Origin of the sequence: Ruminococcus sp. NATIVEDY160, assembly GCF_045819885.1 — a bacterium.
Taxonomy (GTDB): Bacteria; Bacillota; Clostridia; order Oscillospirales; family Acutalibacteraceae; genus Ruminococcoides.
In genome coordinates this window covers 2,061,836-2,087,899 of sequence record NZ_CP162391.1, presented here as the reverse complement: position 1 = coordinate 2,087,899, position 26,064 = coordinate 2,061,836, and the positions used below count along the sequence as shown (strand labels likewise).

Here is a 26,064-nt window from a genome sequence, read left to right as displayed (position 1 = left end):
GAATGAAGGAACGCTACGAGCAGGAGAGCGGCTTCGAGGTTGACGAGGCGAGCGATATCGCCATTCGCCTCAAGGTGCTCGCGGGCGAGATTTACAACATGCAGACGACCCTCGACTGGACGAAGCGGCAGATGTTCGCCGCCACAGCGACGAGCGAAAATCTCGACAATCTCGCGGCGCAGCGAGGACTCACGCGCAAGGCGGCGGTAAAGGCGACGGGTCAGATCACCTTCCGTCTTTCCGAAACCCTCAACTACGCCGTGCCAATTCCAAGAGGTACGGTTGTCGCGACGGACGACGAGATTCCCGTCCGCTTCGTTACGACCGAGGACGGCGAAATTCCGCAGGCTACATATTCAGCGGCGATCAATGCCGAGGCTGAGCTTGCAGGCTACCGCGGCAACATCAACGCGAACGCCGCCACGATTCCCGTCACGGTTCCTGCGGCGGTAAGCTCGGTTTACAACGCCTCGCGATTCACGGGCGGCAGCGACGAGGAGAGCGACAACAACCTCCGCGAGCGCGTGCTCAAGACCTACACCGCCGTGCCGAACGGACTCAACGCGGACTATTACAAAAACCTCGTGCTCACTGTCGAGGGCGTTGAGAAGGCGGGCGTAGTAGAGCGAACCGACGGTTACGGCACCGCTGGCGTATACGTCTGCGGTCTGCGCGAGCAGGTTTCCAACGCGGTAGTCAGCAGGGTGAACGCCCTTCTCTCACAAAACGACTGCGTCGGCGCAATGGTTACAGCTTACCCCGCCGTGCTGAGAAATGTCGACCTCGATGTTACTGTAACACGAAAGGCGGGCTACACCGCCGAGGACGTGCGCGTTGCGATCGAGAACGCCTTTGCTGATTATATCTATTCTATCCCGATGGGCGAGAGGTTCTATCTCTCGGCGCTCGGAAAGTACATGCTCGACACGGGCTGTATCGAAAACTACGAGTATGACGTGGCAATGCGCGATATCGGCTCGACCGCGGCGACCTGCTTTATGCCCGGCGACGTGACGATAGGGGTGAGCGCATGACGGCTTATGAATCCATGAGCACAAAGCTGCTCCAAACAGGTCTGTACGGCATTGAACAGGGCGGCGCTGTGGACTGCGAGCTGAAGGCGTATGCGGTCGAGCTCGACAGAATTTACACGGAGCTTGATGTCCTGCTGCGCGAGGCGTTTGTCTCGACAGCCCAAACCTACGGCATAAGCGAGCGCGAGAAATTCATTGGCAAGGAGAGAACTGACCTGACGCTCGCAAGGCGCCGCGAGCTGCTTATGCTCCGCGAAACACGTGCCTCGGGCGGTCACGGCAGCGCAGATCTCAATCAGCTTATCGAGGCGCTGGGCGTCACGGATTACTCTGTGACGATCGTGCAGCGTCACTGCAAAATCACTATCACCGTGAACGATTCGCTTACCGCCGAGCAGAAGGCGGACTTTGAGAAGAGTGTAAAAGCCTTTACTCCCGTGACCTTTGAAACTATTTTTGAATATAATACGTAAAATAAACGCAAAAAAGCTCCGCGCGCCGGTGGCGCTTTCTCCCGCCTATGATGACGTTCATTTTTAGAAACGTCCATCAACGGCGGGGTTAAAATAAACGCAAAAAAGCTCCGTCTTTCAAAGACGGAGCTGATTTGTTTGTTATTGTATACCTTTAATTAAGGAATTACTTAGAGTTAACAGCAGCCTGAGCAGCAGCCAGTCTTGCGATCGGCACACGGAAGGGTGAGCAGGATACATAGTCAAGACCGATCTTGTGGCAGAACTCTACAGATGAGGGATCGCCGCCGTGCTCGCCGCAGATACCAACGTGGAGCTTGGGATTAACGGGCTTGCCGAGCTTGATAGCCATTTCCATGAGCTTGCCGACACCTGTCTGGTCGAGCTTAGCGAAGGGATCGTTCTCGAAGATCTTGGTGTCATAGTAAGCGTTGAGGAACTTGCCGGCGTCGTCACGTGAGAAGCCGAAGGTCATCTGGGTGAGGTCGTTGGTGCCGAAGCAGAAGAAGTCAGCCTCAGTAGCGATCTCGTCAGCTGTGAGAGCAGCTCTCGGGATCTCGATCATTGTACCAACCTCGTACTCGAGCTCTACGCCTGCAGCAGCGATTTCAGCGTCAGCGGTCTCAACAACGACCTTCTTGACATACTTGAGCTCCTTGATTTCGCATACGAGCGGAATCATGATCTCGGGCTTAACGTTCCAGTCAGCGTGAGCCTTCTGAACCTCGATAGCAGCGCGGATAACAGCCTTTGTCTGCATCTTTGCGATCTCGGGATAGGTAACAGCCAGACGGCAGCCACGGTGACCCATCATCGGGTTGAACTCGTGGAGAGACTGAATGATAGCCTTGATCTCATCAACGGTTTTGCCCTGAGCGTCAGCCAGCTTCTTGATGTCCTCTTCCTCTGTGGGAACGAACTCGTGGAGAGGCGGATCGAGGAAACGGATGGTTACGGGGCAGCCCTCGAGAGCCTCGTAGAGAGCCTTGAAGTCGCCCTGCTGATAGGGAAGGATCTTGTCGAGAGCAGCTTCTCTCTCTTCAACGGTGTCAGCGCAGATCATCTCTCTGAACGCAGCGATTCTGTCCTCTTCGAAGAACATATGCTCTGTACGGCAGAGACCGATACCCTCGGCGCCGAGCTCTCTCGCCTTCTTAGCGTCAGCGGGTGTGTCAGCGTTGGTGCGAACCTTGAGGGTTCTGAACTTGTCTGCCCAAGCCATGATTCTGCCGAACTCGCCTGCGATCTCAGCGTCCTTTGTAGCAATAGCGCCGTCGTAGATGTTACCGGTAGAACCGTCGATTGAAATATAATCTCCCTCGTGGAACTCCTTGCCTGCGAGAGTGAACTTCTTGTTAGCTTCATCCATAACGATGTCGCCGCAGCCGGATACGCAGCAGGTACCCATACCACGGGCAACAACGGCAGCGTGAGAGGTCATACCGCCGCGAACGGTCAGAATACCCTGTGAAGCCTTCATACCGGTGATGTCCTCGGGAGAGGTCTCAAGACGAACGAGAACGACCTTCTCGCCCTTAGCGTTCCAAGCTTCAGCGTCCTCAGCAGTGAAGACGATCTTGCCGCATGCAGCACCGGGGGAAGCGCCGAGACCCTTGCCCATGGGAGTAGCAGCCTTGAGAGCAGCCTGGTCGAACTGGGGATGGAGGAGAGTATCGAGGTTTCTGGGATCGATCATCGCAACAGCCTCTTCCTCTGTTCTCATGCCCTCGTCAACGAGGTCACAAGCGATCTTGAGAGCAGCCTGAGCGGTTCTCTTGCCGTTTCTGGTCTGGAGCATGTAGAGCTTGCCGTGCTCAACGGTGAACTCCATGTCCTGCATATCTCTGTAGTGGTTCTCGAGAGTAGCGCAAACCTGCTGGAACTGCTCGAAAGCCTCGGGGAACTTCTCAGCCATCTGAGCGATGGGCATGGGAGTACGAACGCCTGCAACAACGTCCTCGCCCTGAGCGTTTGTGAGGAATTCACCCATGAGCTTCTTCTCGCCGGTAGCGGGATCTCTTGTGAAGGCTACGCCGGTACCGCAGTCGTCGCCCATGTTACCGAATGCCATTGACTGTACGTTAACGGCAGTACCCCATGAATAGGGGATATCGTTGTCGCGGCGGTATACGTTCGCTCTGGGGTTGTCCCATGAACGGAATACAGCCATAACAGCGCCCATGAGCTGCTCCTTGGGATCGTCGGGGAAGTCCTTGCCGATCTTCTCTTTGTACTCTGCCTTGAACTGGTAAGCCAGCTCCTTGAGGTCGTCAGCGTCGAGCTCTACGTCCTGCTTAACGCCCTTCTTCTCCTTCATCTCGTCGATGAGCTCTTCGAAGTACTTCTTGCCGACCTCCATTACAACGTCGGAATACATCTGAATGAATCTTCTGTAGCAGTCCCAAGCCCAACGGGGGTTGCCGGACATCTCAGCGATGGTGTTGACAACAGTCTCGTTAAGACCGAGGTTAAGAATTGTATCCATCATACCGGGCATGGAAGCTCTTGCGCCTGAACGTACGGAAACGAGGAGCGGGTTCTCCTTGTCGCCGAACTTCTTGCCTGTAATCTCTTCCATCTTGCCGATGTACTCGTTAATCTGGCCCTGGATCTCGTCATTGATCTTCTTGCCGTCCTCATAATACTGAGTACAAGCCTCTGTAGTAATTGTGAAGCCCTGGGGTACGGGAAGACCCATGCCGGTCATTTCAGCAAGGTTAGCGCCCTTACCGCCGAGAAGCTCACGCATGTTCGCATTACCTTCTGAGAAAAGGTATACCCATTTGTTTGCCATTGGAAATCATCCTCCTAATGAAAAATAATTTGGCTGTAGCAAAAATGCCCAAAGGCAGTCCTGCCAAACTATATGCCTACAGTGTATTATACCAAATTCTGTTAAAAATAGCTATATATTTTAAAAAATTTTTCTTATAAAAAACAACACTAAATTTTATTAATATTGTATAAATCGTTTAAAATGGCTTTGACAAGCGATTTTTTGATTATTTCACTTGAAATTTCGGCTTTTCTGCGATAATATTAATAGTGTAAAAAACTGTGCCAAGACGGAAATATCAGGCACAAATACTCTCGGATAAACGTATTTTTATCCGTATCCGCGTATCAAGAGGTAAATTATGAGTAATTGCGCAATTATTCTTGCGGGCGGCGAAGGAAAGAGAATGAAATCCGACAAGCCAAAAACTCTCTCCGAGGTGCTCGGTCAGCCCATGCTCCTCTGGGTAATGAACGCCCTGAGAAAAGCGGGTGTTGACGACATCTGCGTCGTCAAGGGCTACAAAAAGGAGTGCATCGAGGAGTATCTCGGCACACTCGATTTTAAGGTCGAGAGCGTGTTCCAGGCGGAGCGCTTAGGCACGGGTCACGCCGTAATGATGGCGAAGGACTTCCTTGAAAAGCACGACGGCAACGTCGTTATTCTCAACGGCGACGCGCCCTTCATGAGCGCTGAAACGATCGAAAAGTCACTCTCTCAGCACACATCGACAGGCTGTGCGGCGACGGTTATCTCCGCGAGAGTGGACGACCCGACAGGCTACGGCAGAATCGTGCGCGACGAAAGCGGCAACCTCAGGGCGATCGTCGAGCATAAGGACGCCGACGAGGAGATCCTCAAAATTGATGAGGTCAATTCGGGCGGCTACTGGTTCGACTGCAAAATGCTTCTGAGTGTGCTCGGCAGCATCAGGAGCGACAACAAGGCGGGCGAGTATTATCTGCCCGACGCGATAAAGCTTCTGCTCCAAAACGGCAAGACCGTCGGAGCGTACACAGCACAGTGCAGCGACGCCGTGCTCGGCGCGAACGACCCCGCTCAGCTCGAGGAGCTCAATCAGATCGCTTTGAAAAAGGGTTATACCTGTTAATATACAGCGAGCAAAGTTAACACGAGGAATAAGGAAAAGGAGTTAGAATCAATGAATTTTCACGGCAAGGACATCAAAATCTTCGCAGGCAATTCAAATGTTGATGTGGCTCAGGGAATCGCAGGCTGTTTAGGCCTGTCTCTCGGCAAGAGCGACTGCACCCACTTCTCCGACGGCGAAATCGCGGTTTCGCTTCACGAGTCCGTAAGAGGCAGCGATTGCTTCATCGTTCAGTCCACCTGCACCCCCGTCAACGACAACCTGATGGAAATGCTCATCATGATTGACGCGATGAAGAGAGCTTCCGCGGCGAGAATCACCGCAGTAATGCCATACTTCGGCTATGCGCGCCAGGACAGAAAGGCTAAGGCGAGAGATCCGATTTCCGCAAAGCTCTGCGCTGACATCATCACCACAGCGGGCGCTGACAGAGTCCTGACTATGGACCTGCACGCAAACCAGATTCAGGGCTTCTTCAATATCCCTGTTGACCATCTCCACGGCGCGGGCATCCTCGCCAACCACATGAAGGAGAAAATCGGCGGCAACTTCGACGACTTCATTGTTGTTTCCCCTGACCTCGGTTCCGTAACCCGTTCGCGTAACTTCGCGTCCAAGATCGGCACAGGTCTTGCAATCATTGACAAGCGCAGACCCAAGGCAAACGTCTGCGAGGTCATGAACATCATCGGCGACGCCAGAGGCAAGAAGGTCATTCTTGTCGACGACATGATCGACACCGCCGGCACACTCTGCAACGCTGCCAACGCTATCGTTGAAAAGGGCGGCGCGGTTGAGGTTTACGCCTGTGCGACCCACGCTGTTCTCTCAGGCCCCGCTATCGAGCGCATCAAGAACAGCGCTATCAAGGAGGTTATCCTCCTCGACACGATTCCCGTTCCCGAGGACAAGATGATCGACAAGTTCACCGTGCTTCCCACGGCTCCCATCTTTGCCGAGGCTATCGCGAGAATTTACAACGACAAGCCCTTCACCGCGGCGTTCAGCTAAACCGACGCTTTTCGCGGCATACGGGTTATACAATAGAAATAAACAACTCAGGCGGACTGTTAATAGTCCGCCTTTGTTAAGTGAATGGATTTTTGCAAGAGAAATAATATGTTTGGATTCAAGAAAACGGGCGGTTCCGTCGAGTACCTCGTGGTGGGTCTCGGCAACCCCGACAAAAAATACGAAAACACCCGCCACAACTGCGGCTGGCTGGCAATCGACCACATAGCCGAAAAGAGAAACTGCCGCGTCAACAAAATCAAGTTCAAGAGCTTTGTCGGCGAGTGCACCGTCGGCGGCAAAAGAGCCATGCTGATGAAGCCGACAACATATATGAACAACAGCGGTCAGGCGGTCGTCGAGGCGATGAACTTCTACAAGATACCGCCCGAAAATGTGATTGTTATCTTCGACGACATTTCGCTTCCCGTCGGCAAAATGCGTATCCGCTCAAAGGGCAGCGACGGTGGTCAGAAGGGTATGCGAAGCATCATCTACCTCAGCGGCAAGGACACCTTTCCGCGCATAAAAATAGGCATCGGCGCGAAGCCTAACCCCGAGTGGGAGCTTGCCGACTGGGTTCTCTCGAAGTTCACTAAGGACGAGCAGAAAGCCCTGACCGAGATGTTCGACAACGCAAACGACGCGATCGACCTCATGGCTGAGGGCAGAATCGACCGCGCCATGAATATGTTTAACTGATATGAAAAAGGATTATACGTACCGCTATGAGCTGATCGACGCGTTCCGCGGCTTCGCGCTCGTGAACATGGTGATATACCACTTCTGCTACGATATTTTTGCGGTATACGGACTTGACCCCGTGTGGTTCACATACCCTTTGGTAATAGTCTGGGAGCGGTTTATATGTATCAGCTTCATACTGATTTCGGGTGTATCGCTGCATTTTTCGTACCACCCGATAAGGCGAGGACTGATAATAAACCTGTGCGGTCTGCTGATAACCTTTGTGACCGCTCTGGTAATGCCCGAGCAGGCGGTGTGGTTTGGTGTGCTAAATCTTATCGGCTGCGCTATGCTTATCGCGACGCTTTTGCGAAAGCTCCTCGACAAAATCAATCCCTTTGTCGGCGCATTTTTGTCGCTGCTGTGCTTCGCGGTGTTCTATGGAGTGCCCGAGAGGTACATAGGATTTTTCAATATCAAGCTGCTGAGTGTGCCCGACTTTTTCTATCAGTTCAAGTATGTAGCCTTCCTAGGCTTTCCTGACAGCGGCTTCCGCTCGTCGGATTACTTCCCGATAATCACGTGGATTTTTATTTTCCTGCTGGGCTTTTTCCTCTGGGGCATCGTCAAGCGTTACCGCAGAGAGGAGCTGTTCCGCAGGGGCTTTGCACCGCTGAATTTTCTCGGCAGGCACGCGCTGATTATCTATCTTATCCACCAACCGATATTGATGGGGATATGTTTCCTCATATTCAGATATTAAACAACTAAAACCATGAAAATGAACTTTATCGCGCAGGCGGTGGGCGGCTCGGCGCCGTTTTCCACCCTGCGCAGAAATCTTAAAACAGGACGTTCGCTCTGCGTGTCGGGACTTTCGGCAGTCTGCAAAGCGGACGTGATATTCACCCTCATTCGCGAGAATGGGGGTCAGGCTCTTTGTATCGCCGCCGACGAAAAGGAAGCGCAGACCCTCTGCAACGACCTAAGCTGCATGGGCTTGCGCGCTTTTGTCTATCCTGTCCGCGATTACAATTTCCTAGACTTGCAGAGCCGTTCTCACGAATACGAGCATCTGCGGCTAAAGGTTCTTCTCAAGCTGATCGAGGAGGAGTGCGACGTTGTGATCGCCTGCCTTGACGCGGCTAGCCAGCTCACCGTTCCGCAGGACTTCCTCGCGGATATCGTGCTCTCGATGTGGGAGGGCAAGACCCTCGACCTCGACCGCACGGTGCGCGCGCTGACACTTCTCGGCTACGAGAGGTTCGACGCTGTTGAGGGCAGCGGCCAGTTCTCGCTTCGCGGCGGCATTCTCGACTTCTTTATGCCCGACGCTGACTATCCTGTCCGCGCGGAATTCTGGGGCGACGAAATCGCCGACCTGAGTTACTTCGATATCGAAACCCAGCGCAGATTCAAGAAGGCAGGCACGATTCGCCTGACTCCCTCGACAGAGATAATCATCGAGGACAGGGACGCGCTCGCCGATAAAGTCGTCCATAAGGCGGGACTTTTGCGCGGCAAGGGCGTCGTAAAGGCGCGCGAAAAGCTGTACGCCGAGGCTGAGCTTATCCGCAGCGGCGCGACGCTCTCGAACGCCGACAAATTCATCGGTCAGATTTATGACAAGCCCGAGTGCCTTTTCGACTATTTCAGCCGCGATTCGCTGATTTTTATTTCGGAGTTCAGCAACGTCCGCGACAGGGGAAAGTCCATGGACTTCCAGAATTCGGAGCTATTGAAGGAAGGGCTCAGGGAAGGTTTTCTCGCGCGCGGTTTTGACCGTTTTCAGCTGACATATAACGAGTGCATGGAGCTTTTTGCGTCGCACGGAGTGATTCTGCTAGAGAGCTTTGTGCACGGCAGCATAGATCTGAAGCTCGCGGAGATAATAACCTTCACAGCAAAGCAGCTCACCCAGTGGACGGGCTCGTACAAGCAGCTGCGCGAGGACTTGAACGGACTCTTCACTCCCGACAGCCGCGGCGTGATTCTTGCCGGCACCGAAAAGGCGGCAAAGAACCTCTGTGACAACCTCGTTTCCGACGGTTACGACGCTCAGTTTGTGAATTCTCTCGACAAGGCGGCAAAGGGCAGACTCTATGTTATGACGGGCGCGCTGAGCGCGGGCTTTGAGCTGCCGGGCGAGAAGTTCTTTGTCATCACCTTCGGCTACAACTCCTACCGTCCCGAGCAGAAGCGCAGGCGCCGCGGAAAAAAGGAAGGGCAGGAGATTTACAGTCTGTCCGAGCTGACCGCGGGTGACTACGTTGTTCACAGCGTCCACGGTATCGGCGTTTTCAGCGGAATCCGCAAAATCGACACCCACGGCGTTGTCAAGGACTATATCAAAATCGACTACGCGAAGGGCGACGCGCTGTATGTGCCCGTCACCCAGCTAGACATGGTCGCAAAATACATCGGCCCGCAGGAAAATTCATGCGTCAAGCTCAACCGCCTCGGCTCGGGCGACTGGCAGAAGGCGAAGGCTAGGGTAAAGTCCTCCGTCAAGGACATCGCCAAGGAGCTGATCGCACTCTATTCCGCGCGAATGAAGGCAAAGGGCTACGCGTTCACGGGCGACAACGAGTGGCAGCGCGACTTTGAGGCGGCTTTCGAGTACGAGGAAACGCCCGACCAGCTCACCTGTATACGCGAAATAAAGCACGACATGGAGCGCACTGTTCCGATGGACAGACTTCTCTGCGGCGACGTAGGGTTCGGTAAAACCGAGGTAGCTCTGCGCGCGGCGTTCAAATGCGTGGCGGACTCAAAGCAGTGCGCGCTGCTATGTCCGACGACAATCCTCGCGTGGCAGCACTACCAGACCGTAACCAAGAGATTTGAGGGATATCCGATTCGCGTGGAGCTTCTCTCGCGCTTCCGCACAGCAAAGCAGCAGAAGGAGATCCTCGAGCGGCTCAAGCGCGGCGAGATAGACATGGTTGTTGGCACCCACCGCCTCGTCCAGAAGGACGTTGAGTTCCGCGACTTAGGGCTTGCAATCATCGACGAGGAACAGCGCTTCGGCGTTGCTCAGAAGGAGCGGTTCAAGGAGCTTGTCAAGAACGTCGACGTTCTTACGCTCTCGGCTACCCCTATCCCGCGCACCCTAAACATGGCGATGAGCGGACTTCGCGACATGAGCGTTATCGAGGAAGCGCCGATGAACCGTCAGCCTGTCCAGACCTACGTGCTCGAACACGACAACGCGGTGATTTACGAGGCAATACGGCGTGAGATGCGCCGAGGCGGTCAGGTATTTTACCTGCACAACAACGTCGAGACGATCTCGTCCTGCGCTGCGCGCATTCAGGAGGCGATACCCGACGCGAAAATCGCGATTGGCCACGGCAAGATGAAGGAGAACGAGCTCAGCGAGGTCTGGAGGCAGATGCTCGAGCAGGAGGTTGATATCCTCGTATGTACAACGATTATCGAAACGGGAGTTGACCTTCCGAACGCCAACACGCTTATCATAGAAAACGCCGACTGTATGGGTCTGTCGCAGCTCCACCAGCTCCGCGGACGCGTCGGCAGAAGCGCCAGACGTGCCTACGCGTACTTTACCTTCCGCCGCAGCAAGGTGCTGACCGAAATCCAGCAGAAAAGGCTCGCAGCCATCCGCGAGTACACGGAATTCGGCAGCGGCTTCAAGATCGCCATGCGCGACCTCGAGCTGCGCGGCGCGGGAAACATCATGGGCGCTCAGCAGCACGGACACATGGAGAGCGTAGGATATGATATGTACCTCAAGCTGCTCGGCGAGGCTGTCAGCGAGGAGAGAGGCGAGCAGAAGCAGTCAGCTGACCTCGACTGTCTTATCGACATCTCAGTCGACGCGCATATTCCCGAGTACTACGTCGAAAGCCTGACGCTCAGGCTCGACGTTTACCGGCGAATTGCCGATATACGCACGCCTGATGACGCGGACGATGTGCGCGATGAGCTGCGTGACCGCTTCGGCGAGATCCCGCCGTCGGTGCTCGGACTGATAGAAATCGCGCTTATCCGAAACCGCGCGAACGCCCTCGGCGTGTATGAAATCCGTCAGAACGAGGGCAGCCTGATGCTCTACGTCAGGGAAATCAAGTCGCCTGCGGTTGCGGATTTGTTGATTTCGCTTAACGGAAAAGCGACGCTCAACGCGGGTCAGAAGCCGTTTTTATCAGTAAAATGTCCCAAGGGAGAGGATTCCGTCGCCGTTTTGAAGCGCGTTTTCCGCATAAATTAGAAAATTTTCAACAAAATTTTTTTAAGATATAGACAATGAGAAAAAAATTGTGTATACTAGTACAGTACGCACCCATATTTGATTGGGTGAAATTTGTGTAAGGATGGTATAAAAAATGAAACCAACGGTTAAAATCGGTTCCTTACTCCTCGCGGTAGTGATGGCGCTTTCCGCAGCATTCGCCACAGGCTGCAGCATGAGCAAGGAATGGTCTTACAAAACAAGCGACAAGGAGCTCGCCATCGGCGTGTACATCTACTGCCTTGACCTCGCTTACCAGCAGGCTCAGACAAAGGCAAAGGAGCTTGACGACTACGACGGCACCAACGACAAGTGGCTCGACCTCGAAATCACCGACGACGACGGCAACACCGCTGTTGCCCGCCAGTGGATCAAGGACGACGCACAGAAGAAGTGCCTTAATTTCCTCGCGGTAGAAAAGGGCATGAAGGAAGAGGGCGCGTCTGTTGACGAGGCAACCCAGCAGGCTGCCGACGAGCAGGCAAAGACATACTGGAATGTCGGTCAGTACGCAAACTACGGCTACATCATGCCGATGAGCAAGGAGCTTGAGCCCTACGGCATTTCCTACGACAGCTTCCGTTACTGCACCTCGCAGTATTCCGTGAACTACAGCGCTCTGTTCGCAAAGCTCTACGGTGAGGGCGGTTCCCAGGAGGTTTCCGACAGCGAGCTCGAGGATTACTTCATCGAGAACTACGTTGACTACAGCTACATTCCCGTTCAGCTTTACGAGGCTTCAACCGACGAGGCGGGCGAGTCCAAAAGCGTCGCTCTCAGCGATGAGAAAATCGCAGACTACACTTCTGAGCTTGAGGGCTATGTAAAGGATATCGACGACGGCAAGTCCTACGACGACGTTGTATCGGAATACACCGAGAAGCACGAGCTCAGCCAGAGCCCCGCTGTTGACAACACCGAGCAGCTCGAGAACGTTTCGGCAGGCGACCAGATCAAGGACGCGCTCAAGGAGCTCGGCAACAACAAGGCTGTCACCGTAAAGGTAGGCGAGGGTGATTCAGGCATGCTCTACCTTGTTTACAAGAGAAACAGCGCGGATTCCGCCAAGGATTACCTCGAGAGCGAGACTAACCGCGCAGGCGTTCTCAATACCATGAAGAAAGACGATTTCGAGGATTACCTCAAGAAGATTGTTGAGGACCTCGATTACGAGAAAAACTCAGCCGTAGACGGCTACGATCCCAAGATGTTCTTTGTAGCCGAGCAGCCTACCACAGCGGCTGAGGAAACCACCTCCGCGGAGGAAGAAACCACCGCCGGGGAGTAACAGACCTTTCAAAAGGAGGTTTTTATGGGCAGACATACAAAAGTAATCGCAGCTATTCTGACTGCAGTATTCCTGTTCAGCGCGTTCGGCGCAATCTCGGTTTACGCCGAGGACGTCGAGCCTAATCCCGATCCCGGTTACACCGAGCCCGCGTACAATCCCGAGCCCGAACCGACATATCCCGATATGCCGGTCGAGCCCGAACCTGTGGTAACAGATCCGCCGTATAATCCCGATCCGTACAATCCCGAGCCCTATGACGACGGAGGCAACACCGGAGGCAATACCGGAGGCAACACCGGCGGAAATACCGGTGACAATACCGGCGGCGGTACAGGCAACAACGGCTCAGGCTGGGTCGACAGCGACGGCAATGTTTTCAGCAGCCCGCAGGACGTATATGTCGGCGGCGGCCAGAGCTATCAGCCCCCTCAGAGTACAGCACCGTCAGCGGCGCTCTACGATACAAAGGACAAGAAGGTTGACGACAAGACCCTGTCATCCAACGACTGGGGAGATATCGCGGCAAAGCTCAAAAACGCCGGTAATACCGCAGGCGAGGACGACGGCAGCGGCGACTTTACCTTCATTCAGCAGAACACCGCTAAAGAGGATAACGGTCACTGGATCATCATTGCGGGAGCAGCATGTCTCGCACTCAGCCTCGCAGGCTTTATTTATCTGATTGCCTCGGCTGTTTCGCACCGCAGAAAGCTCAAAACAGCAATGAGCTCCAACAGCGCGCAGGGCGGCTATTACCGCGCGAATGATGATTACGACGACGGCTACAAGCCTTCCGCAAAAAAGGAAAAGACCCCGCGCAACGGCAAAAGATACAAGTAAACAGTAAAAGAAAACGTCTCTGATTATCAGAGACGTTTTTTCTATTCAAAGCCTGTAAGGTTCAGCTTGATAAGATAGATTATGAAGATGTGCAGCGGATAAATCAGATAGAACAGGTACTTGAGAAAGGCTCCGCGGATAAAGCCGCGCTTGCCGTTGTACAGCGCAATCGGCAAAAACGCAAGCAGAACAAAGCGGAAGTTGTTGAGCAAAAATGCGGTGAAGATCCTGAGCAGCTTTTGTTCGCGCAAAGCGTACAGAAGTATGATGAATGCAAAGCCCTGTACCCAGTAATCCGCATTCAGATAGTAGCTGACCACCGCCAGTCCCAGAAGAGAGAGGAATACAAACAGAGGCTTTTCGCGGAAACGGTCGATTGCGCAAAGTCCTAGGTATCCCAGCAGCAGTGTGAAAAAGACGTTCTGTTCCGAATAGAAGAGCGTGCCGCTGTGCTCGAGGTTGTATGGTATTTCCGAGATAACCGCAAGAAGAGCAAGACTGATTCCGTAGCGGACTTTGCTGCGTGTATGCAGGAAGCCCTCAATCAACAGGAAACAGAAAATCGGAAATGCAAACCGTCCGAGGTCGCGCATCAGGCGGTACAAAGTCAGCTTGTATGCGCCGAACTGAAGCAGTAATATGCTTTGATCAACGAGGTGTACGCCGACATGGTCGATGAACATCGAAATAACGGCAATCAGCTTGAGCATGCTTCCGCTGAGCACCCTGAAACGGTCGGGAATAAAGTCCTGCCGTATCATAGCCCGAACATCCTCTGAGCGTTTTTGTACATGAGATTTTCGTAGTCATCGGCTGAGATCAGCTCTCTGAGCTCGTTGAAGTACTGCTGGTACAGTGAGCGGTCTCCTGTTCGGTTGTGGAGCAGGGTGTCCTTGCCGTCAATCGGATTGTCGGTGCCGAAGAGCATTTTTTCGCTGCCGTATCGGCGTATCGCTTCGACGGTGGTGCTCACCGGAACCCATGTTGTGTCGCCGTAGAGGTTAGGCAGCTTGCCGAGCAAATCCAGGGCGACGGAGTTGTCGGTGCCCAAATCCATGTGCACCATGATGAATTTCACCTCGGGGTGGCGCTTCGCGGCGTTGTAGAGGTGAGGCGACATCGCCTGTTCACAGCCGCCCGTATGTGACGCGACGGGCAGTTCGAATTCTGCGGCAAGGCGGTAAATCGGTTCAAGGCGTTCCTCGTCGGGAGCGGTCAGCGAGTGGAACGGGTGCAGCTTTATGCCGTAGATTATATCGTGGTTCTCCTTGAGAAGTGAAACAAATTCCTCGTCGGGCAGCTCGTGCTGGATACGGAGCCACGGCATGATTCCGAGCCTGTCCGGATACGGACGCACGGCGTCTATCGTTTCGCGCAGGAGCTGATTCTGCGGCTTTGAGTACGGCGGCGGAACGGGATTTTGCTGATGGTCGTTTTCGGCGCCTTCGATATTGCTGAGAATTGTGAAGTCAATTCCGTATTTGTCCATTGAATAGAGAACTTGCTCAATCGTCATGTCAAACGGCGGGAGCGTTCCTATGTGCGCATGGGTATCGATAATCATTTCTTTGCCTCCTTTGTGAGCAGTACCACGCATTCGATGTGTTCGGTGTGAGGAAACATATCTACAGGCTGTATTTTCTTTACCTTATAATCGCTGTTTTCACTCAGAAATCTGAGGTCGCGCGCTAAGGTTTCGGGGTTGCAGCTTACGTAAACGACCCTTTCGGGCGACATTTTTATCAGTGAGCGCAGGAATTTTTCGCTGCTGCCCGCTCTCGGCGGATCCATGAACACAACGTCGGGACGCTCTTCCTCTTCGGCGGCGGATTCCATGAACTCACCCGCGTCGCCCTTGTAGAAGCGGATATTTTTCAGGCTGTTGCGCTTGGCGTTCGTTATCGCGTCGCGGACGGCGTCGCCGTTAAGCTCGACTCCGATCACCCTGCCCGCGCCGTTTTTGGCGGCGACGATTCCGATCGTACCAATGCCGCAGTAGGTGTCGAGCACGGTTTCATCTCCTCTGAGCTGAGCGAACTCGATCGCCTTGCCGTACAGAACCCCGGTCTGGACGGGGTTGATCTGGTAGAAGCTCTTTGGTGAGATTCTGAAGCGGCAGCCGCAGAGCACATCCTCGATATAACCCTTGCCGTAGAGCACGTTTTGTCTGTCGCCGAGGACGAGGTTGGTGCTGAGGTTGTTCACGTTCTGCACGATTGTCGTGATTTCGGGGAACTGCTTGAGTATCGCCTTGACGAAGTTGTTTTTTGAGGGAAAGACAGGCGTTCCCGTTACGAGCACGAGCATGATCTCGTTTGTGGAAAAGCCGCGTCTGACGAGCACATGGCGCAGAAAGCCTCTGCCTGTGTCCTCGTTGTAGGTAGTCAGCTTAAATGACGGCAGCAGCTTTCGGACGGCTACGATTATTCTGTCGGCGGTCTTGTCCTCAATCATGCAACTGTCAATGCCAACAACGTGGTGGGTGCCGGACTGGTACACGCCCGAGATTATCTTGCCGCTTCTGTTGGTATAGAACGCCGCCTGAACCTTGTTTCGATAATGACAGGGCTTGTCCATTCCGATAATAGGCGCGACCTTGCAAAAACGGCGAAGAAGGCGTTCAACCTTGCGCTGTTTGAACCCGAGCTGTTCGGGATAGGCGGTGTCGAGCTGACAGCCGCCGCATTTTTTGTAGACGGGGCAGCGCTCTGTTGTTGATTTTTCCATAAAAATTCCTCCGCTCTTTTCTGATTATATTCTATCATCAACAGACTTCAATTTCAAGCCGCAAAAACGCTTGACAAAAAAGATAAATGGGAATATACTGACAATAATGACGGCAAAGGCGCTGCGGATAATAACCGCGGCGCCTGTTTTTTGAAATTACAAAAATTATCAGTTAGGAGAGTTTTTTATGTCTAAGGTACCCAAAATGTTCGGAAGCATGGTATTCAACGACAAAAAAATGCAGGAGAGACTTCCCAAATCAACTTACAGAGCGCTCAAAAAGACCATTCAGGACGGCGAGCCGCTCGATATCAGCGTTGCAAACGTAGTTGCGGCGGCGATGAAGGACTGGGCAATCGAAATGGGCGCTACCCACTACACCCACTGGTTCCAGCCCATGACGGGCGTTACCGCCGAGAAGCACGACAGCTTTATTCAGCCTCACGGCGACGGCGTAATCATGGAGTTCTCGGGCAAGGAGCTCATCAAGGGCGAGCCCGACGCGTCCTCGTTCCCGAGCGGCGGTATCCGCGCGACGTTTGAGGCGAGAGGCTATACAACATGGGATCCTACCTCGCCCGCGTATGTACGTGACGGCTCTCTTTATATTCCCACCGCGTTCTGTTCCTACACAGGCGAGGTTCTCGACAAAAAGACTCCTCTGCTCCGTTCGATGGAGCGCATGAGCACCGAGGCGGTCAAGATCCTCCACCTTCTCGGCAAGACCGACGTTACCCGTGTCACCACGACCGTCGGACCCGAGCAGGAGTATTTCCTCATCGACAAGGAGCTTTACGACCAGAGAGAGGATCTCAAGCTCACGGGCAGAACCCTCTTCGGCGCGAAGGCTCCCAAGGGTCAGGAGCTTGACGACCACTACTTCGGCGCGATCAAGACACGCGTCGCGGCATACATGAAGGATATCGACGAGGAGCTCTGGAAGCTCGGCGTGCTCGCAAAGACAAAGCACAACGAGGTTGCTCCCTCACAGCACGAGCTCGCTCCCATCTTCACAACCTCGAATATTGCTAACGACCACAACGAGCTGACAATGGAGATCATGCAGAAAACCGCCGAAAAGCACGGCCTTGTCTGCCTGCTCCACGAGAAGCCCTTCGCCGGCGTCAACGGTTCGGGCAAGCACAACAACTGGTCGCTCAGCACAAACCTCGGCGAGAACCTGCTCAGCCCCGGAAAACACCCCGAGAACAACGTTACCTTCCAGCTTTTCCTCGCGGCGGTCGTTAAGGCTGTCGACGAGTACCAGGATCTGCTCAGGGCTACCGTAGCTTCCGCGGGCAACGACCACAGACTCGGCGCTAACGAGGCTCCGCCCGCTATCATGTCCGTTTACCTCGGCGATGACCTCGGCGAGATGGTACAGGCTATCATCGACGGCGAGGACTATGTGAGCCACGGCAAGGAGAGAATGGAAACAGGCGTTGAGGTGCTCGCCGACTTCAAGAAGGACACCTCCGACCGCAACCGCACATCTCCGTTTGCGTTCACCGGCAACAAGTTTGAGTTCCGCGCACTCGGTTCGGCTCTCAACATCGGCTGCCCCAACTACATGCTCAACACCATGGTTGCCGAGGAGCTCAGTCAGTTCTACGTAGAGCTCAAGGGCGCTGAGAATATCAACATAGCCGTGCGTTCTCTCGTCAGAAACGTGCTCACCGAGCATCAGCGCATTATCTTCAACGGCGACAACTACGCCGACGAGTGGGTAGAGGAGGCTCAGAAGCGCGGCCTTTACAACCTCAAATCCCTGCCCGACGCGTTCGCGCACTTCCTGGACAGAAAGAATATCGACCTCTTTGTCAAGAACAAGATCGTAACAGAGGCTGAGTACCGCGCACGTTACGAGATCGAGCTTGAGACCTACTGCAAGCAGATCAACATCGAGGCGCTGACCATGATCGACATGGCGAAGAAGAAAATCACTCCCGCCGTTACAGCCTTTGTCAGAGAGCTTACAGACGCAGCTCTTGCTAAGAAGGCGCTTTCCGCGGCGATTCCCACTTCCGTGGAGGAGGATCTGATCATGAGCCTGTCCAACAAGCTCGTATGCTTTGTAAAAAAGACCTCGGAGCTTGAGGACGCGGTGATGAACGCGGGCAGCTTTGACGGCGATCCGCTCGCACGCGCGACCTTCTTCCGCGAAAACGTATTCGCGAAAATGCAGGAGCTCCGCGCAGTGGGCGATTCGATGGAGACCGAGACAGCCTCGGAATTCTGGCCCTATCCGTCCTACACCGAGCTGCTTTTCAGCGTCTGAGCGTATTTATCGGCGTTTTTGTCATTTGTGATGCGCTAATACCGTATCATGCGCGGCTCTTTTGATGGTTTAAACAAATTTCATTCAAAAATCTGTAAGTTCGGAACAAAAAACTCACAAGAATGTGTAATACTAATTCCTGATAGAAAGTAGACTAATAGTTTGCGAGGATATTTTTCGCAAGACAAGGCGAAGGACGCGGCAAGGCTGACGCCTTGCAAGGACGACAACGCAGTATTGCGGAAAATAGACCGCAAAGATTGTCTACTTTTTATTAGGTATTAGTATAAATCCTTGTGTATTTAACAAATCAGGCAATGATATTTCGAGTGCAAAAAATAAAAAAATTGCGAAAAACCCTTTACAAATCAAAATCTTAGTGATATAATCATAAACGTAAAATCGACGAATAGAAAAAGCGTATGTGCGCACTTCATCGTTGATTGCTCAATTATTTTCAAAAGGTGGTAGAAAACAATGAAAAAGGTATCAGTTATTCTTGCTGCGCTCCTTCTTGTTGCTGTTTCCGTTGTCTCAGCTTTTGCTGCAGGCATCAACGACAGTGAGCAGAAGGTCCTCGACGAGTTAAAGACCAGTGTTAAGATGCAGGGCACCGATATGTATTTGCCCGATTCTTACGTCAATCAGGCGGAGAGCTATTTTAACACCATCGACATGACTGCCGGTCAGGCAGATCAGATGCTTGCGGTCATCAAGGACGGCAAGGCTCAGCTCGAGGCTACAGGCGCTAAGAACATCGCTGACTGCACTTTCGCTCAGAAGCAGGCTCTGATGGACACTATTAAGAAGGTCATGGCTCCCGTAAACGGAACCGCTTCCTATGACAAGTCCACCAAAGAAGTTACCCTTAAGGACGAGAAGGGCGAGGTTATCTTCAAGGCCGCTCCTACTCTTGTTGCTAAGGACGGCAAGCCCGGCGTTGACGCTGACGGCAAAAAGACCGACGGCGGCGTAATCAAGACCACAGGTGCTTCCGCTAATACTACTGCTATGGTAGTGGTCGGTGCGGCTGCTCTTATCGCGATCGCGGGCGGCGTCTTCTTCGTAGTGAAGAAGAGAGGCTAATGTCTGAGCACAGAAGACACAGACACAATAAAAAAGCTGGTGGGAAGAGTTTTGTGATTCTTCCCATTATCTTTTTTATAGGCATATTCACAGTATTGTATGTCGCGCTCGCGCCGACGTTCGGTCCGTTGGCCTCCGCCGTCGGAACCTTGTTCTCCGACGCGGAGAAGGACTACTCCACATCATACAAGAATATCTTTGTGCCTGTGATCGAAGAAACTACCGTGAGCGCAGAGACAGATAAAAAGGGAGAATCATCGGAGACCCCGCAAAAGACCGTGGACGTCGAGGAGGTCGAATTCCCGAATTACGGCAATCAGTTCGGCGATATCCGCATTCCCGGCTGCGGCGTGGATTGCCCGCTTTTCCTCGGCGACGGTGATATCGCTCTGAGAAACGGCGCGGGCATCTACTACGGCAGCGGAATCCCCGGCTACGGCAAGACGATCCTTGTCGCCGGCCACAACAACACCTTCTTCAACGGTCTGAAAAACGCCGAGCCCGGTCAGGAGATCTATGTCCGCACCAGCTACGGCAATTTTGTCTACACCGTCAGGGAGACGGCTGTGGTCGAAGCGCTTGACGTTACGGCGTATGATCTCGCCGCGGATGAGGAAAGCCTGATCTTGTACACCTGCTATCCGTTCGATGAGATCGGTCTTACCACAAAAAGATTCTTTGTCTACGCCGATTTCACTTCAGGCGTGGTGATCGACAAGGATGCAGAATAAGGAGAATCGACATATATGAGCAAAAAACCAATGTCCAGCAGGGTCAGAGACATCGTTTTCGGTATCCTGTCTTTTTTTCTGTCCTTGCTGTTCACGCTGTTTTCCTTCATCCTTGTCATCGAATCAACGCTGATGAACAAGAACGCGTGGATCGACAATATGAACCGCAGCAACTACTTCATCGATAAGACCGATGAGGTGCGGGACAAGCTGAAGGATCTCACTTACGCGAGCGGCATCAAGGAGGACTTCTTTGACGGCTTCGTGGACGAGATTTTGGTGACGGAAGATACCTACAATTATATTGAAGGGTATTTTGAAGGAACAACAACGGTCATCGACGGCACAGCCTTCCGGCAGAAAATGTCTGTCGCGCTGGACGAATACGTAAAAAAAACAAACCAAAAGGTTGACTCCGAGCAGATCAGCGAGTTGATAAAGCAGGCGGAGCATATCTACACCGCGACCGTCGCCTTTGTCGGCTTCGGATCGCTTTCCGTCTATTTTCTGGCGGCTAAAAAAGTGTTGCCTCTGGTTTTGACCGGTATCATCATTCTGTCGCTGGGTTTGATCGCGGTGTTGTTCTTTTGCAATAAATGGAAGCACCGCGCGATAAAATACTTTTACTACGCGACCGGCGGCGCGTTTCTGGCTAATCTGGCGCTCTCTCTGTTTTTGTCAATATCGGGCGGAGCGAAAAACATCAAACTGGATTCAAGATCGGTCTATAATTTTGTTGTCAGCTTCGTAAACAGCGTAAACCTGTCATTCTGGATCTGCACTGCTTTATTCCTGCTATTTTCCGTAGCTCTGTATTTTGTTTACCTCAGATTGTTCAAAAATGCGTCCAAGAGGAGCGGCATATGATGCTGCTCTTTTTTTCGCATGATTTCACAGGAGGATAAGAATTGAGCACATTTTGAGACGGGAATAACAGGTATATTTGGTAATTTCAATAAAAAATAACAGGATAAAAGATTTTTGCGTCGATTTACTTGATTATTTTGAGTAAATAGTGTATCATATTCAAGATGAACGGCGTGCTATGTGCACTATATCCCCGGAATACAAGATAAGGTAGGTAGTAAAATGGAAGAAAAAGAAGAAGCAGTCCTTTCCTTCAAGGATATACTGGGCGTATTACGCAAGAATTTGATTTTTATAATCATCACATGTTTGGTTTTTTCGCTCGGCTCATTCTTTGTTACCAATTTTCTGGTGACAAAGCATTACACCTCGACTATTTCTCTATACGTAGAAACCGTTGATTTACAGCCGGATTCCCAGAACAGCGCGATATATTCACTGAATATGCAAAACTACGCGCTGAAGCTGGTTAATACATACATCAGAATGCTGGATACAAACACATTCTACACCAAGCTTGCAACCGAGCTCAACGATAAGTACACCCCCGATGAGCTTAGTAAAATGATTTCCTACAAGAGCGACGAAACAACCGAGGTCTTTGACGTAAGCGTTGTTTCCGAGTCTCCGACAGAGTCAAAAGTAATCGCGGATACCATCGCCGAAGTAGCGCCGGAGACGATTTCAAACCTCAAGTCGAACGCGAAGCTCAAGGTTTGCGATGAAGCACAGCTGCCGACAAAGCCCTCATCTCCGAGCCTTAGCAGAAATGTTATTATTGCTTTTGCAATCGGATTGCTGCTTGCTCTCGTGGTATCGTTCATAAGACACTTCCTCGACAAGAAGATCAAGTATGACGATGAAATGACAACGATTCTGGATATCCCCGTATTGGCGGCGATTCCCAGCTTTGACACATATATAAACCAAAAGGGTAAGAACGGAGGCGCAAAAGATAATGGCAAATAATAACGGAAGCGGTACTGACAGAAAAAGAACCTACAACCTGCTCAACATGGAGGCTATCGCCTTCCAGATCAGAGAATCTTACAAGACTGCCAGAACCAACATAGTATACTCCATTATCAAAAAGGGATGCAAAAAAATCAGCTTTACAAGCGCTAACAAGAGCGAGGGTAAAACGGTTACCTCGGTAAACATTGCAATCGCGCTTGCCCAGCAGGTTAACACAAAGGTTCTGGTTATCGACTGTGACCTCAGAAGACCTCAGATTCACAATGTTTTGTCAATCGGCTTCGCACCCGGACTGACAAATTACCTCAACGGCGAGTGTTCCAAGGATGAGGTAATCCGCAGCTCAAAAATCAATAATCTTTATGCGATTACCTACGGCGCCATTCCTCCGAACCCCTCCGAGCTTCTCTCCAGTGAGAGTATGAAGGAGTTTGTCAAGGAGCTTGAAAAGGAATTTGATTATATCATTTTCGATACTCCTCCCGTTGGTGTCGTAATCGACTCGCTTCCTTTGGTTAAGCAGTCTGACGGTGTTGTGCTGGTTGTAAAGCATAATTCCACAACATATCCCGATTTGAAAAAGGTAATTGAGACCATCAACAGAAACAACGGAAAGATTCTGGGCGTAATCATTAATAACGTTGAGTCTGTCAAGTCGCATAAGTACGGCAAGGGATACGGCTATGGTTACGGATACGGTTACTGATTCCGCGCTTTGCAGCAGGAAAAGACTGCTTTACAACAACGCTTTTTTTGAGGGAAGAACTGTAGGGAAAGATAAAATGGAAGCTGAGATTATGAGTAAGGAAGTTGTAAAGAACGGAGTAAAATACTACGTTGAAGAGAAAAAAGCATATAATTTTGTCAAACGGGTTTTTGATTTCTCGTTCGCTCTGATTTTTGTGATTCTGTTTTTCTGGCTGTTTCTCGGAGTTGCGCTGGCAATCAAGATTGACGACGGAGGTCCTGTCTTTTACGTGTGTAACAGAGTAGGGCTGTTCGGAAGAGAATTCAAGTTTTACAAGTTCAGAAGCATGAAGCCCAACGCTGATGAGATTTTTGAATCTATTAAGGATCAGAATGAAACGTCGGGCGAGCTGTTTAAAATCAAGGACGATCCGCGCATCACAAGGGTCGGCAAGTTTTTGAGAAAGACCAGTCTTGATGAGCTTCCGCAGTTTTTCAATATCATCAAGGGAGACATCAGCTTTGTAGGTCCCCGTTCTCCGCTTCCCAGAGAGGTCGAAAATTACACCGATTATTCGATGCAGCGCCTGTCTGTAATCGGCGGTCTTAGCTGCTATTGGCAAATCAGCGGAAGAAGCCAGATTGATTTCAACGGTATGGTTGAGTTGGATTACAAGTATATCAAGGAAAGAAGTATCCTGACAGATTTGAAGATTCTGTTTCTCACTATTCCCGCGGTTATCAAGGGCGACGGCGCGTACTAAGCGTCAATCAACTAAATAATTACCGATATAGAATAACGTCGGGCTGCCTTGGGCAGTCCGACGTTGATTTTTTGCCCGCGAGGGGCGGTATTTCTGTTATATAAGCGAGCAGATATCAGTCCACTCGCGGCCGTGAGCCTTCGCTACGTTTTCGTTTGTGATTTTGCCGAGATAGCAGTTGACGCCCGAGCAGATTACAGGGCTCTTTTTGCATGCTTCCTCAAGTCCGTTAGCGGCTATTTCAAGTCCGTAACGAAGGGTAGCGTTGGTTAGGGCGATTGTGCTCGTTCTCGGTACCGCTCCGGGCATGTTTCCTACGCAGTAATGAACAACTCCGTCAACAATATAAACAGGGTCGTCGTGAGTTGTAACGCGGCTTGATTCTCCGCAGCCGCCCTGGTCGATTGCGACATCAACGAATACGGAGCCGTCCTTCATCGAGGGCAGATATTTTTTCTTGAACAGCTTGGGGGTGGACGCTCCGGGAATCAGAACGGAACCGATGACCAGATCCGCGTCCTTCAATACGCGCTCGATATTGCTGTCGTTGCTGACAAGCGTCTGCACCTGAGCGCCGAACATATTGTCAAACTCCTCAAGGCGCTTGAGGCTGATGTCGAGAATAGTCACGTTCGCTCCCATTCCGACCGCGATTTTGCAGGCGTTCATACCAACCGTGCCGCCGCCGAGAATGACCACGTTTGCCTTTGGGGTTCCGGGAACTCCGGCAAGCAGAATGCCCTCGCCTCCGAAGTGCTTCTCAAGGTACTTTGCGCCCTCCTGAATGGAAAGACGTCCTGCAATCTGCGACATAGGCGCAAGAAGGGGAAGGGAACGGTCTGTTTCCTGCAAGGTCTCGTAAGCAACAGCCTTGACCTTGCCGTCCAGCAGAGCGTCAGTCTGCTTTTCGTCAGCCGCGAGGTGGAGATATGTGTAGAGAATCAGTCCCTCGCGGAAGAAAGCGTACTCTTCCTCGAGCGGTTCCTTGACCTTGACCATCATATCAACCGAATCCCAGACTTTCTTGGCGCTGTCAACCAAAACCGCGCCGGCTTCCGCGTATTCGGCGTCCGCAAAGCCCGAGCCTACGCCCGCGCCCTTTTCAATGCAGACGTCGTGTCCTGCCGAGACATAAGCGCGGACATTGTCGGGAGTCATGCCAACGCGGAACTCGTTGTTTTTTATTTCCTTGACGCATCCGATTTTCATTAAAATTCCTGCCTTTCAGTGGTTAAAATTTTTATCTTTATAAGCCGTAGGACGGCTGAATTAACATCGAAATTTATCCTGCGTTTCCGCCGCCCTGTTCGGCATTTTTCAGTTGTCTGAGCTCAATCGCAAGCGCGCTTCGGTCGTGTGCCAGGTACCTGACCAGCCTGAATACCACATAACCCGGATAAAGAATTCTGTGGCGGTAAACAACGGGCGCAGAAACTTTCAGGTTCCGCATGTCCGGGAAAATTCTTTTGAGGAGATAACGGCGCTTTGATTTTATGCTGCTGTCTTGTTTGAACCTGGATATTACCAGGTTGTCAATCGTCCCGTAAGAGCCGGAATTTACGTAGAAGGAAAGCTCTTTCATGTCGCTCTCCGATAAAGGCTGAAGAGTAAACGTCTTCTGCGAAAGCCCGCGAACTTTCCGTTCGAAATCCTCAAGACCAAAGTGATTGAACTCGCGGCTGATATAAGCGCGGTCAAGCGTCTGCCCCTTTGTCTTGTTGATGATATATACGTCCAGAAGCGAGCGGAGTCCCGTACCCGCGCTGGAATAATGCTTGTACAAATGGTTGATGATATGGATATAAAAATCATCGTCGGTCATATGGTAGCCGCATTTGTTGTGATCATCCTTAATCAGCCGCTGCCCGATTGTCTTGTAGTAGGAATATGCCTCTGGAAACTCGACGCTGTTGAACAAGTCGGTATGCATTTCGAAGAGCACGGGCTTCTTGTAATACATATCATGATGAAACTTTCCGAACATCTTGCAGCTGTAGCCCATTGACTTCATTAGCTTTCGGATTTCGGACATTTTTTCCCTGTCACAGAGAATATCATTGTCGGACATTTCGCGCATTTCGGGCTTTGGGTATATGCCTTTTAATATTATTCCCTTGAGAGGAAGATAACGGATTCCGCGTTCGTCGAATTCCCGGAGTATTTTTGAACGCTCGGCATGATAAATCACAAGCCTGCGCATGGAATTGCCTATCGCGTTATGCCAGTGATTCGGGAGAGGCATTACCTTTTTGAGCGCAAATGCCGCAGCCGCGGAGAGCATATGGCGGTTTGCCAGGCTGTATACCGCCTCGTCATCCATTTCGCCGCATCGCTGTGCGTCAGGAATCACATTGTTTACAGCGCAGGAAACAAGATATATTAAATCCATCGCGGTTTTTGTTTCTTCGATTTGGCTCATTGTCACCTGCTCCTTTCTCTGTTGATTTTTGGTGGATTATGCGGTCAATACC

Annotated in this window: 22 protein-coding genes; 16 read left to right on the top strand and 6 right to left on the bottom strand. The window is 51.9% G+C overall.

Annotation, left to right across the window (positions count from 1 at the left end; all coding sequences use genetic code 11):
* The first annotated feature begins 2 nt into the window (after positions 1–2).
* The gene (locus AB1I49_RS10285; RefSeq protein ID WP_316610642.1) at positions 3–1,034 is read left to right on the top strand and encodes a baseplate J/gp47 family protein; all 1,032 of its coding nucleotides are present in this window, start codon (positions 3–5) and stop codon (positions 1,032–1,034) included.
* Positions 1,031–1,507: a putative phage tail protein gene (locus tag AB1I49_RS10280; RefSeq protein ID WP_186833067.1), complete on the top strand. Its 477-nt coding sequence runs from the start codon at positions 1,031–1,033 to the stop codon at positions 1,505–1,507. The genes AB1I49_RS10285 and AB1I49_RS10280 overlap by 4 nt, the downstream gene beginning before the upstream one ends.
* A 166-nt stretch (positions 1,508–1,673) precedes the next feature.
* Here the strand turns inward: AB1I49_RS10280 and ppdK are convergent, their stop codons facing one another.
* The gene (gene ppdK, locus AB1I49_RS10275) at positions 1,674–4,301 is read right to left on the bottom strand and encodes a pyruvate, phosphate dikinase (RefSeq protein WP_186833066.1); all 2,628 of its coding nucleotides are present in this window, start codon (positions 4,299–4,301) and stop codon (positions 1,674–1,676) included.
* A 343-nt stretch (positions 4,302–4,644) separates the two neighbouring features.
* Here ppdK and AB1I49_RS10270 point away from each other — a divergent pair, with 343 nt between their 5' ends.
* From AB1I49_RS10270 to AB1I49_RS10240, 7 genes are all read left to right on the top strand, one after another.
* On the top strand, positions 4,645–5,394 hold the full coding sequence (locus AB1I49_RS10270) for a sugar phosphate nucleotidyltransferase (RefSeq protein ID WP_407720926.1): 750 nt from the start codon (positions 4,645–4,647) through the stop codon (positions 5,392–5,394).
* A gap of 51 nt (positions 5,395–5,445) precedes the next feature.
* Positions 5,446–6,405 (top strand): ribose-phosphate diphosphokinase, encoded by a 960-nt coding sequence (locus tag AB1I49_RS10265; protein WP_186833064.1) that lies wholly within the window; start codon positions 5,446–5,448, stop codon positions 6,403–6,405.
* Positions 6,406–6,513: 108 nt separating this feature from the next.
* A complete protein-coding gene (gene pth / locus AB1I49_RS10260; RefSeq protein ID WP_407720925.1) occupies positions 6,514–7,107 on the top strand; it encodes an aminoacyl-tRNA hydrolase in 594 nt (197 codons plus the stop codon).
* A gap of 1 nt (position 7,108) precedes the next feature.
* Complete coding sequence (locus AB1I49_RS10255; protein ID WP_407720923.1) at positions 7,109–7,855, top strand: heparan-alpha-glucosaminide N-acetyltransferase; 747 nt, start codon at positions 7,109–7,111, stop codon at positions 7,853–7,855.
* 12 nt (positions 7,856–7,867) lie between these two features.
* On the top strand, positions 7,868–11,326 hold the full coding sequence (gene mfd, locus AB1I49_RS10250; RefSeq protein ID WP_407720922.1) for a transcription-repair coupling factor: 3,459 nt from the start codon (positions 7,868–7,870) through the stop codon (positions 11,324–11,326).
* Between the two features lie 115 nt (positions 11,327–11,441).
* Entirely contained in the window at positions 11,442–12,635 is a 1,194-nt protein-coding gene (locus AB1I49_RS10245) for a hypothetical protein (RefSeq protein ID WP_407720921.1), read from the top strand.
* Between the two features lie 24 nt (positions 12,636–12,659).
* Positions 12,660–13,478, top strand: a complete 819-nt coding sequence (locus AB1I49_RS10240; protein WP_407720920.1) for a hypothetical protein — start codon at positions 12,660–12,662, stop codon at positions 13,476–13,478.
* A 41-nt stretch (positions 13,479–13,519) separates the two neighbouring features.
* On the opposite strand, the gene AB1I49_RS10235 is transcribed toward AB1I49_RS10240, so the two are convergent.
* The 3 genes from AB1I49_RS10235 to rlmD are packed head-to-tail and all read right to left on the bottom strand — an operon-like array spanning position 13,520 to position 16,205.
* Positions 13,520–14,239, bottom strand: a complete 720-nt coding sequence (locus AB1I49_RS10235; RefSeq protein ID WP_407720919.1) for a TraX family protein — start codon at positions 14,237–14,239, stop codon at positions 13,520–13,522.
* The gene (locus tag AB1I49_RS10230; protein WP_407720918.1) at positions 14,236–15,042 is read right to left on the bottom strand and encodes an amidohydrolase family protein; all 807 of its coding nucleotides are present in this window, start codon (positions 15,040–15,042) and stop codon (positions 14,236–14,238) included. The genes AB1I49_RS10235 and AB1I49_RS10230 overlap by 4 nt, the downstream gene beginning before the upstream one ends.
* Complete coding sequence (rlmD, locus tag AB1I49_RS10225) at positions 15,039–16,205, bottom strand: 23S rRNA (uracil(1939)-C(5))-methyltransferase RlmD (protein ID WP_316610882.1); 1,167 nt, start codon at positions 16,203–16,205, stop codon at positions 15,039–15,041. The genes AB1I49_RS10230 and rlmD overlap by 4 nt, the downstream gene beginning before the upstream one ends.
* A gap of 187 nt (positions 16,206–16,392) precedes the next feature.
* On the opposite strand from rlmD, the gene AB1I49_RS10220 reads away from it, so the two are divergent.
* From AB1I49_RS10220 to AB1I49_RS10190, 7 genes are all read left to right on the top strand, one after another.
* Positions 16,393–18,483, top strand: coding sequence for a glutamine synthetase III family protein (locus AB1I49_RS10220; protein WP_186834232.1), 2,091 nt, complete (start codon positions 16,393–16,395; stop codon positions 18,481–18,483).
* A 477-nt stretch (positions 18,484–18,960) separates the two neighbouring features.
* Positions 18,961–19,569: an LPXTG cell wall anchor domain-containing protein gene (locus AB1I49_RS10215; protein ID WP_186834233.1), complete on the top strand. Its 609-nt coding sequence runs from the start codon at positions 18,961–18,963 to the stop codon at positions 19,567–19,569.
* Positions 19,570–19,622: 53 nt separating this feature from the next.
* Entirely contained in the window at positions 19,623–20,300 is a 678-nt protein-coding gene (locus AB1I49_RS10210; protein ID WP_316611621.1) for a class D sortase, read from the top strand.
* Positions 20,301–20,315: 15 nt separating this feature from the next.
* Positions 20,316–21,167 (top strand): hypothetical protein, encoded by an 852-nt coding sequence (locus AB1I49_RS10205; RefSeq protein WP_316611620.1) that lies wholly within the window; start codon positions 20,316–20,318, stop codon positions 21,165–21,167.
* A gap of 222 nt (positions 21,168–21,389) precedes the next feature.
* Positions 21,390–22,136: a YveK family protein gene (locus AB1I49_RS10200; protein ID WP_316611619.1), complete on the top strand. Its 747-nt coding sequence runs from the start codon at positions 21,390–21,392 to the stop codon at positions 22,134–22,136.
* On the top strand, positions 22,126–22,848 hold the full coding sequence (locus AB1I49_RS10195) for a CpsD/CapB family tyrosine-protein kinase (protein WP_186834237.1): 723 nt from the start codon (positions 22,126–22,128) through the stop codon (positions 22,846–22,848). Before AB1I49_RS10200 ends, AB1I49_RS10195 begins: the two co-directional genes overlap by 11 nt.
* Positions 22,849–22,939: 91 nt before the next feature.
* Positions 22,940–23,593: a sugar transferase gene (locus tag AB1I49_RS10190; protein ID WP_316611618.1), complete on the top strand. Its 654-nt coding sequence runs from the start codon at positions 22,940–22,942 to the stop codon at positions 23,591–23,593.
* 96 nt (positions 23,594–23,689) lie between these two features.
* On the opposite strand, the gene ald is transcribed toward AB1I49_RS10190, so the two are convergent.
* Together ald and AB1I49_RS10180 are read right to left on the bottom strand one after the other, a co-directional pair.
* Positions 23,690–24,802 carry an alanine dehydrogenase gene (gene ald, locus AB1I49_RS10185; RefSeq protein ID WP_186834239.1) on the bottom strand — a complete coding sequence of 371 codons (1,113 nt, stop codon included), beginning with the start codon at positions 24,800–24,802 and terminating at the stop codon, positions 23,690–23,692.
* A 73-nt stretch (positions 24,803–24,875) separates the two neighbouring features.
* Complete coding sequence (locus AB1I49_RS10180; protein ID WP_186834240.1) at positions 24,876–26,012, bottom strand: nucleotidyltransferase domain-containing protein; 1,137 nt, start codon at positions 26,010–26,012, stop codon at positions 24,876–24,878.
* Positions 26,013–26,064 lie beyond the last annotated feature (52 nt).

Excerpts from the sequence above, each read along its gene's own strand:
- ppdK (WP_186833066.1), bottom strand. The coding sequence starts at position 4,301 with ATGGCAAACAAATGGGTATACCTTTTCTCAGAAGGTAATGCGAACATG.
- AB1I49_RS10255 (WP_407720923.1), top strand. The coding sequence starts at position 7,109 with ATGAAAAAGGATTATACGTACCGCTATGAGCTGATCGACGCGTTCCGC.
- AB1I49_RS10270 (WP_407720926.1), top strand. The coding sequence starts at position 4,645 with ATGAGTAATTGCGCAATTATTCTTGCGGGCGGCGAAGGAAAGAGAATG.
- AB1I49_RS10205 (WP_316611620.1), top strand. The coding sequence starts at position 20,316 with ATGAGCAAAAAACCAATGTCCAGCAGGGTCAGAGACATCGTTTTCGGT.
- AB1I49_RS10180 (WP_186834240.1), bottom strand. The coding sequence starts at position 26,012 with ATGAGCCAAATCGAAGAAACAAAAACCGCGATGGATTTAATATATCTT.
- AB1I49_RS10200 (WP_316611619.1), top strand. The coding sequence starts at position 21,390 with ATGGAAGAAAAAGAAGAAGCAGTCCTTTCCTTCAAGGATATACTGGGC.
- AB1I49_RS10190 (WP_316611618.1), top strand. The coding sequence starts at position 22,940 with ATGAGTAAGGAAGTTGTAAAGAACGGAGTAAAATACTACGTTGAAGAG.
- AB1I49_RS10215 (WP_186834233.1), top strand. The coding sequence starts at position 18,961 with ATGAAAAAGGTATCAGTTATTCTTGCTGCGCTCCTTCTTGTTGCTGTT.
- AB1I49_RS10195 (WP_186834237.1), top strand. The coding sequence starts at position 22,126 with ATGGCAAATAATAACGGAAGCGGTACTGACAGAAAAAGAACCTACAAC.
- AB1I49_RS10285 (WP_316610642.1), top strand. The coding sequence starts at position 3 with ATGAAGGAACGCTACGAGCAGGAGAGCGGCTTCGAGGTTGACGAGGCG.
- AB1I49_RS10220 (WP_186834232.1), top strand. The coding sequence starts at position 16,393 with ATGTCTAAGGTACCCAAAATGTTCGGAAGCATGGTATTCAACGACAAA.
- mfd (WP_407720922.1), top strand. The coding sequence starts at position 7,868 with ATGAAAATGAACTTTATCGCGCAGGCGGTGGGCGGCTCGGCGCCGTTT.
- rlmD (WP_316610882.1), bottom strand. The coding sequence starts at position 16,205 with ATGGAAAAATCAACAACAGAGCGCTGCCCCGTCTACAAAAAATGCGGC.
- ald (WP_186834239.1), bottom strand. The coding sequence starts at position 24,802 with ATGAAAATCGGATGCGTCAAGGAAATAAAAAACAACGAGTTCCGCGTT.
- AB1I49_RS10230 (WP_407720918.1), bottom strand. The coding sequence starts at position 15,042 with ATGATTATCGATACCCATGCGCACATAGGAACGCTCCCGCCGTTTGAC.
- AB1I49_RS10235 (WP_407720919.1), bottom strand. The coding sequence starts at position 14,239 with ATGATACGGCAGGACTTTATTCCCGACCGTTTCAGGGTGCTCAGCGGA.
- AB1I49_RS10245 (WP_407720921.1), top strand. The coding sequence starts at position 11,442 with ATGAAACCAACGGTTAAAATCGGTTCCTTACTCCTCGCGGTAGTGATG.
- pth (WP_407720925.1), top strand. The coding sequence starts at position 6,514 with ATGTTTGGATTCAAGAAAACGGGCGGTTCCGTCGAGTACCTCGTGGTG.
- AB1I49_RS10265 (WP_186833064.1), top strand. The coding sequence starts at position 5,446 with ATGAATTTTCACGGCAAGGACATCAAAATCTTCGCAGGCAATTCAAAT.
- AB1I49_RS10280 (WP_186833067.1), top strand. The coding sequence starts at position 1,031 with ATGACGGCTTATGAATCCATGAGCACAAAGCTGCTCCAAACAGGTCTG.
- AB1I49_RS10240 (WP_407720920.1), top strand. The coding sequence starts at position 12,660 with ATGGGCAGACATACAAAAGTAATCGCAGCTATTCTGACTGCAGTATTC.